Source organism: Rhodococcus globerulus NBRC 14531, assembly GCF_001894805.1.
Classification (GTDB): Bacteria; Actinomycetota; Actinomycetes; order Mycobacteriales; family Mycobacteriaceae; genus Rhodococcus_F; species Rhodococcus_F globerula.
The window spans coordinates 1,334,328-1,348,283 of record NZ_BCWX01000002.1 but is presented as its reverse complement, the minus strand read 5'-3'; the positions used below and the strand labels follow the sequence as shown (position 1 = coordinate 1,348,283).

Below are 13,956 nucleotides of genomic sequence, written 5' to 3'. Positions count from 1 at the left end.
ACTCGACCCGCAATCCTAGGCTTGCGATGTGGAGCAGGCGGTAACGCCACTCGAATCCGGAGGTCGCCGAGAGTCTGCATCGCCCACTGTTCGAGACTTGACGTGTTGCCGGGTCGATCGGTGGCTGTCTAACGGCCATCCGGTCTGTAGTCACGGCCACCCAGTGCCGGATGTGACCAACTAGACCAATGATCGGCGTCGAATCGCTATGGGGCTGAACGCAATTCAAGATCTTGATGGAAGGCTTGAGAAGCAGGGATCGAATTGGCCAATGCCATGTTCGAGCGCCCGATAGATGTGGTGGGCGTGTGGCCGCAGTCTCTATCGTGGTCATCCCCAATTCTCTTCCGTCGTTTGAATTAGCCGCACCATCACGGCGGCGGTCGTTATCACAAATGGTCGTTGCTCTTCGTTCCAGTTGAGCAGAATTGGGCGTGAGTAATAGCCTTCGGACGATTCGATATACGTGCAGAAATTGGAATTCGATAGCCACAACGGAATGTGGTGCCAATCACACTCAAACATTCGAGCATTGAGTCCACGAGTAGCGGGCGAATTCGCCGCAATTTGTCCGCGTGGGCGAGAAGTCGTTACGAAGCGGCATCGGTATTGCTCGTTTCTTCGACAATCGATTATCGAATCAGCACATCGTGATTGTCCTGCACGCTGCGCCTCGTCTGGTAGTGGTACTGCTGCCACCTGAAATCTCTGTGAGAGAGTGCATCAATTGAAAGTGTCAACAACAATCCTAAGGATCTGGCATGTCGGATGAAATGCACCACTTCTCGATGGGAATCTGGCTGCTCGCACTCGCCTTCGTTGTTTCCGTCGCCGGATCGGTTATCGGCTTGGCGTGCACGCGTCATTCCATGAATGCCACGACCCGCGAATCGCGGATGCGCTGGTTGTTCATGGCTGCACTGTCGATCGGTGGTGTCGCCATATGGTTGATGCACTTCATCGCGATGCTCGGGTTCTCCGTGCCGGGAAGCCCCATTCGATACAGCCTGATGTGGACAGTGGTCTCGGCACTGATTTCCGTGACCGCGGTTTTCGTCGGATTGGTGATCATCGGCACCGAGTTCCGGTTGAGTCGACTCCTCGCCGGTGGCCTCGTCATGGGCGTCGCGGTCAATGTCATGCACTACACAGGTATGCGCGCCTTGCGCTTTCAGGGCGAGATTCACTACGACGTGTACTTTGTCGCACTCTCGCTCCTGATTGCCGTCGTTGCCGGCACCGTTGCGTTGTGGTTCACGATGATTGTGGAATCCACGGTGCTGCGTTTATTCGCCGGCGTGATCATGGGCGTTGCAGTAGTCAGCATGCACTACACGGGAATGGCCGCTGTAGAAGTTGTTCACGATCCGTCGGCAACTACTCCCGAGGGTCTCGAGGTGTTCTCGTTTCTGTTTCCCGTCTTCGTGCTCGGTCTCTTGGCACTGGCTATTCCGATTGTGGCAGTCTTGACCGCTCCGGATCCTGTGACCGCACATATGGATTCCGCTGCCGATGAATTGGCATCGGAAGCGCGGGAATTTGCAGTGAGAGACTGAACCGAAGGATTCAGGTCAGGGCCTCGCCGAACAGATTTTCGGATGTGACTTTTCGGGCCTCATCCATCTTTAGTCGGGCGGTGCTGACATGAGGTTGATTTCAATCTCAATGTCGGTGTCGCCCGCTGATCCCTATCGTCGTGCCTTGAAAATGGACATAAAACCTACATAGCAGACAAAAAATCTGGACAATAGGGACTATCGGCGCAATGCGATAAAGATCATTCTGTTACCGTTCAATCGCTTTCCTTCGATTGCACGTAGTCGAAGGAGCTCGGGCGATTCCCTGATCGGGGGGTTGACAGACTTTAATAGCAGACGCGAAGAGGCATTGGTCCGCATGAAACACGATGCACACACAACCTCGTGGTGGTCGATCGGCGAATGGCGCCTAGGTTGGAAGGTTGTCGCCGTCTTTGCAGTTCCGATGCTCGTTGCCATCCTGCTCGGCGCACTTCGGATCCAGGGCGAGCTTTCCACTGCTGCAAAACTGACGTCGTCCTCGGAACGCGTGCTTGCTTCCCCTGCGGCTCTCCGGCTCGAAGAGGCTCTCGACGACCTTGCAGTCGCGTCCTCCTCCGGCACCGAACTCGAGACCGCCACGGCAGCAACGACAGCGGCCATGGCAGAGTTCGCCGCGGCCGGTCGAATGTTCCACACCGACGGGGAAATCGGTGACCAGGTCACCCGCGCTCTGGAGAACAGCCAGTCGATCATCGACGAAGTTTCCGCCGGCGCAGTCGCACCCGCTCGACTGGTCACCCGCGTCAACGAAGCATCCATCGACATCTGGACCATATTCGCCGACATCATGCGCGATTCCCCGCAGCCGGTCATGCGTCAGAGTGGAGGCGAGTTCTCTGCCTTGTGGTCAGCTCGCCGAGCATTCGCCGACCAGCGCATTCTGTTCGGTTCCGGGCGCCTCGATCAGCAAGCTCGAACCGCTTTGGTTGGCGTTGCGGGCGCAGAACTCGCGGCGCTGCGCGGTGTAGTGCTCCCGCGCGATGATTCGGAGAGCTCTCTGAATACCGTCGCCGCTGTGAACGCACTTCGCGCGTCCGCACAGGGGCGCGTCGACGAAATCGGTGCCACAGTATCGACGTCCCCGCTGAGCAGCCAGATCGACGTCGGGCTGCAGACAAGTCGTGATCATTACGACACGTTGGCCAACGCGGCATCAAGCAAGTTCGCCGCGACAGTGGGCACCGAAGCCAACTCGGCCCGATCCGCCGCCCTTCGAGACACCGCGCTCGTTCTCGGCGCTGTCCTCGCAGCCCTTGTTCTCGCGCTGATCATCAGCCGCTCGCTGGTCGAACCCATCCGACGCCTGCGATTTGCCGCTCTCCACGCAGCGCGACGGGGACTACCCGAGGCGATCGAAAGAATCCGCGCCGGCGAGAAGGTAAGCGACCTCGAAGTACCTCGAGTACCTGTTCACACCCACGAGGAAATCGGGCAACTCGCACGCGCTGTAGACGACATGCACGGGCAGGCCATCACTTTGGCCGGCGAGCAGGCAACACTCCGTCGCCAGGTCAACGACATGTTCGAAACGCTCTCCCGCCGCAACAAGTCCCTCGTCGAACAGCAACTCGGTCTCATCGAGCAACTTGAACAAGACGAAGACGACCCGAATCGCCTCGAGAATCTCTTTCGTCTCGACCACATTGCCGCCCGAATGCGACGCAACAGCGACAATCTCCTGATCCTGTCCGGCACCGAAGGGCGACGCGTACGAACCGCACCGATCGCTCTTGCCGACGCTCTACGCGCTTCGGTTTCCGGAGTCGAAGACTATCTGCGTGTCGAACTCGGACAGATTCTGTCTGCTGTTGTCAGTGGCCAGGCCAGTGCAGATGTCGTGCACCTCATCACCGAACTCCTCGATAATGCTCTGCGCTACTCGCCGCCCGAAACAACGGTGACGATCGACGCCGCACGCACGAACGACGGTTCCGTGCTGGTGGAGATTGCCGATCTCGGTATCGGAATGTCGTCGGCCGAACTACTCGACGCCAATAGGCGCCTGTCTTCGGGAGGCGAGATGAGCCCAGATACCGCCCGCCACATGGGACTTTTTGTCATCAGTCGTATCAGCCGTCGATACAATATTTCAGTGCGTCTACGCCCGTCGGGCAGCACATCCGAACACAGTGGCATTACCGCCATGGTTCACTTGCCGGTGGCACTGCTCGACGCACCACGCGACAATGTGGTTCGAACGCCGATGGCGCCGCGTGTTGCTCCGGTCCGTACAGCTTCTCAGGTGACTGTCGATCGCCCCGAAAGTCCGGCGGCTGATGCACCGGCAGTATCAGCGAGCGGGTTGCCGCAGCGCCAACCTCGAAACAGTCAACCTCGAAACAGCCAACCTCGAAACAGTCAACCTCGAAACATCAGTGCGGTCACCTTGCCGCCACCTGTTTCAGGCGCTCCCGCTGCAGTCGTTTCACAGCCGCACGCCAGTGCGCTTCCCGCGGGGAATACGCTTCCTCGCCGCACTCCAGGGAACAGTGGGGTACCCGGCATTGGTAGCACCCTCGCCACCGAACCGGCAGCTACAACGCCAGCCGGCCCGGAAACTACTGCCACTCAACCGGATACCAGCGTGTCCGCCGCCCGAGAACCTGCGCCGAGGCACCTGTTCGGCGCCCCCAATCCGACCAACACGGCGGCGTTCTTCTCCTCCCGCCCGCGCGATTCGACACCGCCGCGTGTGGGTGTATTCGGCGCGGATGCTCCCGACGCTACCTCCGAGACTCCACCGATTGCATCCCCGATCTTTGCCCGGATGGTGTCCGAGTGGCTGGTCGATCCCACAGACGACAACTCCAGTGCCGCAAGCGGAATCATCTGGACAACCGAAGCAGACGAGGGTTGGGTTGCTGCCCGCGCGTCAACGGACATGCCCGTCACCAGGATCTCCGATTCGGGTCTCCCGATGAGGGACCGCGGTGCGCGGTTGGTTCCCGGAACGGTTGGAACCACTACTGCCACTTTCCGTTCCGGATCCCACCGTAAGAGCACCGAGCCGGAGTACATCAGACGGGGATGGAGCGACTACCAATCCGGCGTCAGCCGCGGACGGCGGCACGCTAACAGTGAGAACACCACATCCCTGCACTCGACCACGCATGTGCAGGAAGACGAAGGAGAACAGTGAGTACTGTCGGAGCCCCAGAAACTCCTCGCGCACTCGACTGGTTGGTGTCGGGTTTCGCCCGAGACGTGCCGGGAGTGAGCCACGCGATCATCGTCTCGGCTGACGGATTGTTGAGTGCTGCGAGCACCCACCTTCCGCTCGATCGAGCTGATCAATTGGCCGCTGTGACTTCGGGACTCGCCAGCCTCTCCGCCGGTGCATCACGGTTGTTCGACGGCGGTGCCGTTCTGCAATCGGTGGTCGAGATGGAGAACGGGTACCTCCTCCTCATGGGCGTCGGTAGCGGGGCCTACCTCGCTGCACTTGCCGTTGCGGGATGCGACATCGGTCAGATCGGTTACGAAATGGCAACCCTGGTCGATCGCGTCGGAACAACCATGGACATCGCTCCCAGATCAGGTCGGGATATGTGAACTCAATGCCACATCATCACTCCGAGCACGTTGATCCTGAACCGAGTCTCGTTCGACCGTACGCACTCACCGAAGGCAGGACGAAGCCGTCCATCGACCTTCCGCTCGAAGCGATCGTCGCAACGGTAGAGGATGCCATCGCAAAAAGCCTTGCACCCGAGGACATTCGCGCGTCGATTGTCGCTCTCTGCGGGCAGCGAATCTCGATCGCGGAAATCGGGGCATACCTCGGGGTTCCGATCGGGGTGGCTCGGGTCCTGGTCGCAGATCTTGTTGTTGCCGGGGCATTGGAAGTGCAAGCCACTCTGCGAAGCGATGCGACTGCGGTCGAACGCCTCGACCTGATCGAAAGGACCCTCCGTGGACTTCGGGCACTCTGACGCGCCATCTCGCGTCACATCGACAAAAATAGTAGTTGCCGGAGGATTCGGCGTCGGAAAGACCACGCTTGTCGGGACGGTCTCCGAAATCGTCCCCCTGCGCACGGAAGCGATGGTGACCGACGCCAGTGACGGCATCGACCACCTCGGCGCGACACCGAACAAGGACACCACAACAGTCGCAATGGATTTCGGCCGCATTACGCTGGCCGACGACCTGGTTCTCTATCTGTTCGGCACACCGGGCCAGCGGCGATTCTGGTTCATGTGGGACGACCTGATCACCGGCGCTATCGGAGCAGTCATCCTCATCGACACGCGTCGTCTCGAAGACAGCTTTGCTGCTGTCGACTTCTTCGAAGCCCGCGGCTTGCCGTTCATCGTGGCAGTCAACCGTTTCGACGGAGCCCCGATTCACTCGGCACACGATCTTCGTCAGGCGCTGGCGTTATCCGACCAAATCCCCATGATCGAGATTGATGCCCGCGACCGCGCGTCCGCGGTGCAGGCATTGATCACCGTCACGGAATACTCGCTCGCACGTCTTGCTGCCACTGCGCCCGCTTAACTTTGCGCTATCGCTCCCGAACGGAGTGACCGGCGTCAGAGGTTACTGACCAGTTGGTTACCACATCGCAATGTTTACATGTATGATCGATATGTAAGTGTCGATGTTGCAGTTGGCGTTTTGCCGGCGTCGTCGGTCCCCTAATTTGTGTGGCCGTCGAAGTCGACCGGCGTAGATAGTCGACGCGCCGCTGTCTCGCTTGCGGCAATCAGGAGCGGGCACGAATCTGCAAGGTCTGGGCGATGCGCCCGACTGCACCCTGCTCGTCGTAGAGCACTCCGGCGCACATTCCGACGCCATCGGGTCCGGTGGTGGTTTCCGCGGAAACCCCGACCCATTCGCCCTCGGGAACCCGGAAGATGTGCACCGTCAGATCGGTGTTCAGGAACGTCCAGTGCGCGGGGTCGAGTTTCGCTCCGACGCCGTTGGAGATGTCGGCAATCGCAAACAGCCTCTCCAGGGCTGTCATCTCTTCACCCTCGACCAATACGGGCTTCGGCCGTGCCCACACCTTTCCTGTTCCCTCGCAACCAATTTCGGCAATCCACGACCAATCGAGAGTCTCGAGATAGCCGATGTTCCACATGCCGCCCAGTACACCCGGCGTGCCGGTTTCGCGCGGTTCCAGCGGTGGATCGACCACGTGGAGAACGTCGGTGGTGTCTGCGGTTTCCATGCGCCACGCCGTACCACGTGCCACGGCCCGTGACGATCCGTCGGGCGCGGTTGCCCACAATTCGGCGACGATCAATTCGATTCTGCGACCGGGTCGTTCGATCCACGAGCGAACCTCGATGTCGGCAATCGGGATCGGCCCGAGAATCTCCACGACCACCCGAGTCAGACGAGTTCCCTCGCGGGCGCCACAGCGCTCGAGTGCACGCACCAACAGTGCCGACGGGGGAGCGCCGTGTTGGAGCGTCGGACCCCAGATACTGACCGTTGCCTGCGTAGTCGCGAAGCGTTCGTGGCCTTCAGCGGTAGTGCCCAAGAACTGGTAGTACGAAGTGTCTGCCATTACGTATTCTCCTTTGCCGCAACAACTTCTGCGTCCCGCAAGTCCGGCCACCCAGGATACGGCGGCGGTGTGCCGCCGAACGAGGGGCAGAGGGCCTTGTGATCGCACCAGTCGCACAGTTTGCCAGGCTTGGGTCGGAAGTCTCCCGTTGCACCTGCCGCCAGTATTGCCTTCCAGATAGCGGACAATGTCCGCTCGAAACGCACCAGTTCGTCGTGATCGGGGGTGTATGTGAGGATCGATCCCGACGCCAGGTAGATCAGCTTGAGTTGAGCGGGCACGATCTTGCGAGTACGCAGTAGGACCAGTGCGTAGAACTTCATCTGGAACAGCGCTTTGGACTCCGTGAATTCTCGCGGGGCCTTGCCGGTCTTGTAATCGACGACGCGCACTTCGCCGGTGGGGGCGACGTCGATGCGATCGACAAATCCGCGAAGTCGAACGCCGTTCTCGAGTTCGGTCTCGACGTACACCTCGCAGGCTTGTGCGTCGAACCGCGTCGGATCCTCGAGGCTGTAATAAGTCTGAACCAGCTTGCCCACTTCGGAGAGAAAACCGTCGAGGTCCTCGTCGGTAATCAACTCGGCCGCGTCGGGGGAGTCGGCGCTCACCCGCTCCCAAGCGGGGCGAACCAACTCCGCAGCTCGATCCGGAACCCGTTGACCGGTGGGTAGCGCAAATAACGCTTCCAGGGCAGCATGGACGACAGTGCCTCTGACCTGTGCTCTTGTCGGTGTTTCCGGGATTCGATCGATGGCTCTGAACCGATAGAGCAGCGGACACTGTTTGTAGTCACCCGCACGAGAAGGCGACAGCGCCGGCCGACTACGCGGGCGATCGTGTGATGTTCCACCCGCTAACGAGGGGGCTGGCAGTTCTACAGAGCTCACACCTGGCAGGCTAGACGCTTGGCCCGACAACTCCGTCGGGGCCGGTGGCGAGGACGCCGGAGCAAAACGAACAGGGATTACTCACGCATGGTGAACGATACGCAACCCGAAGAAATCACGACCGAGTTGGATGAGGTTGCGCAGTCTGCCGTCACCGAACCGGAACTCGACGCTGTAGTAGCTGTAGCAGACGACCAGGCAGTAGCCGAGGTCGTTGCAGAGGTCGAGGAAACAGCACCCGGTAAGCGCCCCTCCGGGCCGTTCCGTGTCGGCGACCGCGTCCAGCTGACCGACGGCAAGGGACGGCACTACACGATCGTGCTCGAGGCCAACCGCGAGTACCACACCCACAAGGGTGGGATCGTGCACAACGACCTCATCGGCGCGGACGAGGGCAGCGTCGTCAAGTCCGTCAACGGGACGCCGTACCTCGCCTTGCGTCCACTGCTCGTCGACTACGTGCTGTCGATGCCACGAGGCGCGCAGGTTATCTACCCCAAGGACGCGGCGCAGATCGTCCACGAGGGCGACGTGTTTCCGGGTGCCCGGGTACTCGAGGCAGGCGCCGGTTCCGGCGCGTTGACGTGTTCACTGCTTCGTGCGGTCGGGCCCGAGGGCAAGGTCATCTCGTACGAGGTGCGCGACGATCATGCCGAACACGCGGTTCGCAACGTCGAGACGTTCTTCGGTGAGCGTCCGCCGAACTGGGAACTGACGATCGCGGATCTCGCAGAGTTCGATCCGGAAGCGCACGGCGGCAAGGTCGACCGGGTGGTTCTCGACATGCTCGCGCCGTGGGATGTTCTGCCCGCCGTGTCGAAGGCATTGGTTCCCGGCGGCGTTCTGATCGTGTACGTCGCGACGGTGACGCAGCTGTCCAAGGTGGTCGAGGCGATGCGTGAGCAGGAATGCTGGACCGAGCCGCGCTCGTGGGAATCCATCGTCCGCGGCTGGCACGTCGTCGGATTGGCCGTTCGTCCCGAGCACCGCATGCAGGGGCACACCGCATTCCTGATCAGTGCGCGTCGTCTGGCCGAGGGCACTGTGACCCCGAAGCCTCAGCGCCGGGCCGGCAAGGGCTCGAACACTGCCGCCAAGTAACCACTGACTCCAAACAAAACGAGCGGCGATCCGAAAAAATCGGATCGCCGCTCGTTTTGTTTGCGGAGAAATTATCCGGCGCAGGAAGCGCGGCCCATTTCCAGGAGCACGCAGGCGGAGGTGTCGGACAGCTTCCAGGTGCCGTCTTCGAGTTCCCACGTCCACGGAGCGGCAGGCATCGCGCCGTGCGGGCTCACCACTGCAACGTCGGCGGTGGCCGTCTCGCCGTCGACCTTGACGTTCTCGACGGTGAAGGTGATCTTGTACGCCGGGTTGCCACCCAGAGCGGTACCCATGGTCTCGATGTTGGCCTGACGGTTCGTTCCGTCGACCACCAGGGCGGTCTTCTCGGCGATCGGCTTGGCCGGATCGATAAGCGCAACCAGCTGTGCATTCAGCTCGTCTGCCGTCGGAGCTGCTGCGGCCGCGGCTGCGGACGTCGTTGCACTCGAGGCGGCAGAAGCGCTCGACGTTGCAGCAACAGAGGTGGACGTGGCCGACGAGTCGGAGCTGTCGTCCGAGCTGCAGGCTCCGAGGGCGAGGACAGCGGCGACGGCACAGGCGCTGACGAGTGTCTTGCGGATGATCACAGCGTGACCTTTCGTTGGGGGAGACAGGCACTGTCTCGGCATTGTAGGCAAGGCTAACATGGCTTACTTTTGGTTCAGGAGCGGTCTCGGTGTGGCAGTCGCGGCTGTGAAATCGAACTCGCGCACCGTGTCTGGCGACACTTGGGCCGCGATGCCGGTAGCGTTGATCTATCGCACTGGGAGGAGACGCATATGAGCTCGACAGAGAACCCGGATTCGGTTGCGGCAGCAGAAGAGCTTCACGCGTTACGAGTGGAATTGCAGGTTCTGCGGCGTCAACTCGCACAGTCGCCGGAGCAGGTGCGGGAGTTGGAGTCGAAACTTGACTCGCTCGCAATCCGAAACGGCAAGTTGATGGACACTCTCAAGGAGGCCCGTCAACAACTGATCGCTTTACGCGAAGAGGTCGACAGACTCGGTCAGCCGCCGAGTGGCTACGGCGTGCTGCTCGCAGTTCACGAAGACAAAACGGTGGACGTTTTCACGTCCGGCCGCAAAATGCGACTGACGTGTTCACCGAATATCGACACCGACACGCTCACTCAGGGTCAGACCGTGCGGCTCAACGAGGCCCTCACCATCGTGGAAGCCGGTGGTTACGAGCAGGTCGGCGAAATCAGCACTCTGCGTGAGGTACTCGACGACGGCTTGCGGGCGCTGGTAGTCGGGCACGCCGACGAAGAGCGAATCGTGTGGCTCGCTGCGCCCCTGGCAGCGGTGTTCGCCGATCCCCAGGCCGACATCATCGCCTATGACGCCGATTCCCCGACCAGGAAGCTGCGCCCGGGCGACTCCCTGCTGGTCGACGCCAAAGCCGGTTATGCGTTCGAGCGTATTCCCAAGGCCGAGGTCGAAGATCTGGTCCTCGAAGAGGTGCCGGACGTGCATTACGACGACATCGGTGGCCTCGGTCGGCAGATCGAACAGATCCGGGACGCCGTCGAACTGCCCTTCCTGCACAAGGACCTGTTCCACGAGTACTCACTGCGTCCACCGAAGGGTGTACTGCTTTACGGTCCGCCCGGTTGCGGTAAGACCCTGATCGCGAAGGCAGTCGCCAATTCGTTGGCGAAGAAGATCGCCGAAGCCCGGGGGCAGGACAGCAAGGACGCAAAGTCCTACTTCCTCAACATCAAGGGCCCCGAGCTTCTGAACAAGTTCGTCGGCGAAACCGAACGCCACATTCGGATGATTTTCCAGCGGGCCCGCGAAAAGGCGTCCGAAGGCACCCCGGTCATCGTGTTCTTCGACGAGATGGACTCCATTTTCCGTACCCGCGGTTCAGGAGTCTCCTCGGATGTGGAAACGACAGTGGTTCCGCAGTTGCTCAGTGAGATCGACGGAGTGGAAGGCCTAGAGAACGTCATCGTGATTGGTGCGTCCAACCGCGAGGACATGATCGACCCTGCCATTCTGCGGCCGGGTCGTCTGGACGTGAAGATCAAGATCGAGCGTCCCGACGCCGAATCCGCGCAGGACATCTTCTCGAAGTACCTGGTCGACGGTCTGCCGATCAATGCCGACGACCTCGCCGAGTTCGGTGGCGATCGCGCAGCATGCCTCAAGGCGATGATCGTTCGCGTTGTGGATCGCATGTACGCGGAGAGCGAGGAGAACCGTTTCCTCGAAGTCACCTACGCAAACGGTGACAAGGAAGTCCTGTTCTTCAAGGACTTCAACTCCGGTGCCATGATCCAGAACATCGTCGACCGGGCGAAGAAGTACGCCATCAAATCGGTACTCGATACCGGTGCACCGGGATTGCGGGTTCAGCATCTCTTCGATTCGATCGTCGACGAGTTCGCCGAGAACGAAGACCTGCCGAACACCACCAATCCTGATGACTGGGCCCGCATTTCGGGTAAGAAGGGTGAACGGATCGTCTACATTCGCACCCTTGTCACCGGCAAGAACGCCAGTGCCAGCCGCGCTATCGACACCGAGTCCAACACGGGCCAGTACCTGTAGGACGCCGCAGCAGAATCGGGCCGGCACTCGCAAGAGTGCCGGCCCGATCTGTATTCGAGCGCATGCCAACTCGATCCTGACTGCACACAACCGCGTCGAAAATGGCCAGATGTGACATCTCAGCGCTGGTCGTGTGCCGATACGCACGCCCAACCCGAACCTGTCCCGATCATTCGCTGCTGAGTTGGCTCCATCGGTAGTCGGCCAACAACACCCGGGTATCGGGCACGAAGGGCCACGACGGGTCCTTCAGATGCGCGTCGAGCTCAGCCAGGGTCCACCACCCTCCGTCGGAAATTTCGCTCGGTTGATGTATGACGGGACCGTCGTAGCGGAGCTCGAATGCAAACAAATGACATCGCAATGCGTGACCGCCCCATTCTCCGTCCCAGGAGATTCTGGCGATTTCCGTCAGCGCCAACGGAGTGTCCTCGGTGCCGAAGATTCCGAGTTCTTCACCCACTTCACGCACAGCCGTGTCGAGTGGTGATTCACCGGGGTCGACGACGCCGCCGGCGATGCAGTCGTGATGGCCACCGAAGACCGCTTTGCTTGTAGTGCGGCGATGAACGTACACGCGCTCGCCGTCCGTTGAGCGCACGAGAACTCCTGAACTGGCGTGCCAGAGTCCGTCTCGATAGACAAGGCTGCGAGGCGCCTGGCCGATCGGTTTACCGAACTGGTCGTATACCGCAACAACCTCATCTGATCGTTTTGTGTCGGTGTCAGGTGGATGCTGCATTCCTCCTACTGTGCCACCACTGCAAGTACTGACGCTCGATCGCATAGTCTCGAACGTATGCAGCGGATTATCGGTGTCGAGGTCGAGTACGGAATATCTTCACCCAGTGAGCCTTCGGCGAATCCGATACTCACATCAACCCAGGCGGTACTGGCGTACGCCGCCGCCGCGGGTGTACCCCGAGCGAGGCGTACACGCTGGGACTATGAGGTGGAATCGCCCCTGCGTGACGCCCGTGGGTTCGACCTGGGGCGACTCAGCGGGCCGGCTCCGGTGATCGACGCCGACGAAATCGGTGCGGCAAACATGATTCTCACCAACGGTGCCCGCTTGTACGTCGATCACGCACATCCCGAGTATTCGGCACCTGAAGTGGCCGATCCACTCGACGCGGTGATCTGGGACAAGGCCGGTGAGCGGGTCATGGAAGCAGCTGCTCGCCACGCCTCGAGTGTTCCCGGCGCGCCGCGCCTGCAGTTGTACAAGAACAACGTCGACGGCAAGGGGGCCTCGTACGGCACCCACGAGAACTACCTGTGCTCCCGGGCGACCCCGTTCACGGACATCGTTGCCGGTTTGACGCCCTTCTTCGCGTCACGCCAGGTCATTTGCGGTTCCGGTCGCGTGGGCATCGGCCAGTCCGGGGACGAGGCAGGTTTCCAGCTGTCGCAGCGAGCCGATTACATCGAGGTCGAGGTCGGGCTGGAGACGACTCTCAAACGCGGAATCATCAACACCCGCGACGAACCGCACGCCGACGCGGACAAGTACCGCCGTCTGCACGTCATTATCGGTGACGCGAACCTTGCGGAGATGTCCACGTACCTCAAGGTGGGGACCACGGCGCTGGTTCTCGATCTGATCGAAGCGGGCGTCGATCTGACGGATCTGCAGTTGGCGCGCCCCGTCACCGCGGTTCACCACATCAGCCATGATCCGACCCTGCGCAAGACCGTCGCCTTGTCCGACGGGCGCGAGTTGACTGGGCTTGCGCTGCAACGTATTTACCTCGAACGCGTCGCCAAGTTCCTCGATCGGGAAACTGATCGGGATGCGCGCGCCGACGACATCGTGTCCAAGTGGGCCATGGTTCTCGATCTTCTCGAACGCGATCCGATGGACTGCGCACACATCCTGGACTGGCCGGCAAAGCTGCGCCTGCTCGAAGGTTTCCGCAACCGCGAAGGTCTCGCGTGGTCGGCTCCGCGCCTGCATTTGGTCGATTTGCAGTATTCCGATGTCCGTTTGGACAAGGGTTTGTACAACCGATTGGTTGCCCGCGGATCGATGGAACGACTGGTCACCGAGCAACAGGTGCTCGACGCGGTGTCCAATCCGCCCACCGATACGCGTGCGTATTTCCGTGGTGAATGCCTACGGCGATTCGGTGGCGATATTGCTGCTGCCAGCTGGGATTCGGTGATATTCGACCTCGGTGGTGAATCGCTGATCCGGATACCGACCCTGGAACCACTGCGCGGCAGTAAGGCTCATGTGGGTGCTCTGCTCGACTCCGTCGACAGCGCTGCGGAGTTGGTGGATCAGCTGACACATTGATTTTGGTGCC

12 protein-coding genes are annotated in these 13,956 nt (G+C 60.8%); 8 read left to right on the top strand and 4 right to left on the bottom strand.

Features of this window, described 5'->3' with window-relative positions; translation table 11 throughout:
• The first annotated feature begins 761 nt into the window (after positions 1-761).
• The 5 genes from RG2_RS14750 to RG2_RS14730 all read left to right on the top strand — a co-directional run bounded on the left by RG2_RS14750 (position 762) and on the right by RG2_RS14730 (position 6,080).
• Entirely contained in the window at positions 762-1,556 is a 795-nt protein-coding gene (locus RG2_RS14750; protein WP_033231944.1) for an MHYT domain-containing protein, read from the top strand.
• 340 nt (positions 1,557-1,896) lie between these two features.
• Entirely contained in the window at positions 1,897-4,719 is a 2,823-nt protein-coding gene (locus tag RG2_RS14745; RefSeq protein ID WP_230590021.1) for a HAMP domain-containing sensor histidine kinase, read from the top strand.
• The gene (locus RG2_RS14740) at positions 4,716-5,132 is read left to right on the top strand and encodes a roadblock/LC7 domain-containing protein (protein ID WP_033231946.1); all 417 of its coding nucleotides are present in this window, start codon (positions 4,716-4,718) and stop codon (positions 5,130-5,132) included. The genes RG2_RS14745 and RG2_RS14740 overlap by 4 nt, the downstream gene beginning before the upstream one ends.
• A gap of 5 nt (positions 5,133-5,137) precedes the next feature.
• Positions 5,138-5,512 carry a DUF742 domain-containing protein gene (locus RG2_RS14735; protein ID WP_033231947.1) on the top strand — a complete coding sequence of 125 codons (375 nt, stop codon included), beginning with the start codon at positions 5,138-5,140 and terminating at the stop codon, positions 5,510-5,512.
• Positions 5,493-6,080 carry a GTP-binding protein gene (locus RG2_RS14730; protein WP_033231948.1) on the top strand — a complete coding sequence of 196 codons (588 nt, stop codon included), beginning with the start codon at positions 5,493-5,495 and terminating at the stop codon, positions 6,078-6,080. Before RG2_RS14735 ends, RG2_RS14730 begins: the two co-directional genes overlap by 20 nt.
• Before the next feature lie 208 nt (positions 6,081-6,288).
• Here RG2_RS14730 and RG2_RS14725 read toward each other — a convergent pair whose 3' ends face one another.
• Both RG2_RS14725 and RG2_RS14720 read right to left on the bottom strand, forming a co-directional pair.
• Positions 6,289-7,098 (bottom strand): thioesterase family protein, encoded by an 810-nt coding sequence (locus tag RG2_RS14725; protein ID WP_033231949.1) that lies wholly within the window; start codon positions 7,096-7,098, stop codon positions 6,289-6,291.
• Complete coding sequence (locus RG2_RS14720; protein ID WP_080711627.1) at positions 7,098-7,988, bottom strand: RecB family exonuclease; 891 nt, start codon at positions 7,986-7,988, stop codon at positions 7,098-7,100. The genes RG2_RS14725 and RG2_RS14720 overlap by 1 nt, the downstream gene beginning before the upstream one ends.
• A gap of 87 nt (positions 7,989-8,075) precedes the next feature.
• On the opposite strand from RG2_RS14720, the gene RG2_RS14715 reads away from it, so the two are divergent.
• The gene (locus RG2_RS14715; RefSeq protein WP_045067830.1) at positions 8,076-9,089 is read left to right on the top strand and encodes a tRNA (adenine-N1)-methyltransferase; all 1,014 of its coding nucleotides are present in this window, start codon (positions 8,076-8,078) and stop codon (positions 9,087-9,089) included.
• Positions 9,090-9,160: 71 nt separating this feature from the next.
• On the opposite strand, the gene RG2_RS14710 is transcribed toward RG2_RS14715, so the two are convergent.
• Positions 9,161-9,679: a WKL family lipoprotein gene (locus tag RG2_RS14710; RefSeq protein ID WP_033231950.1), complete on the bottom strand. Its 519-nt coding sequence runs from the start codon at positions 9,677-9,679 to the stop codon at positions 9,161-9,163.
• A 192-nt stretch (positions 9,680-9,871) separates the two neighbouring features.
• Between RG2_RS14710 and arc the strand changes: the two genes are divergently transcribed.
• On the top strand, positions 9,872-11,647 hold the full coding sequence (arc, locus tag RG2_RS14705) for a proteasome ATPase (RefSeq protein WP_033231951.1): 1,776 nt from the start codon (positions 9,872-9,874) through the stop codon (positions 11,645-11,647).
• 169 nt (positions 11,648-11,816) lie between these two features.
• Here the strand turns inward: arc and RG2_RS14700 are convergent, their stop codons facing one another.
• Positions 11,817-12,389: an NUDIX hydrolase gene (locus RG2_RS14700; RefSeq protein WP_033231952.1), complete on the bottom strand. Its 573-nt coding sequence runs from the start codon at positions 12,387-12,389 to the stop codon at positions 11,817-11,819.
• Between the two features lie 57 nt (positions 12,390-12,446).
• Between RG2_RS14700 and dop the strand changes: the two genes are divergently transcribed.
• Entirely contained in the window at positions 12,447-13,946 is a 1,500-nt protein-coding gene (gene dop, locus RG2_RS14695) for a depupylase/deamidase Dop (RefSeq protein ID WP_033231953.1), read from the top strand.
• The last annotated feature ends 10 nt before the right edge of the window (positions 13,947-13,956 follow it).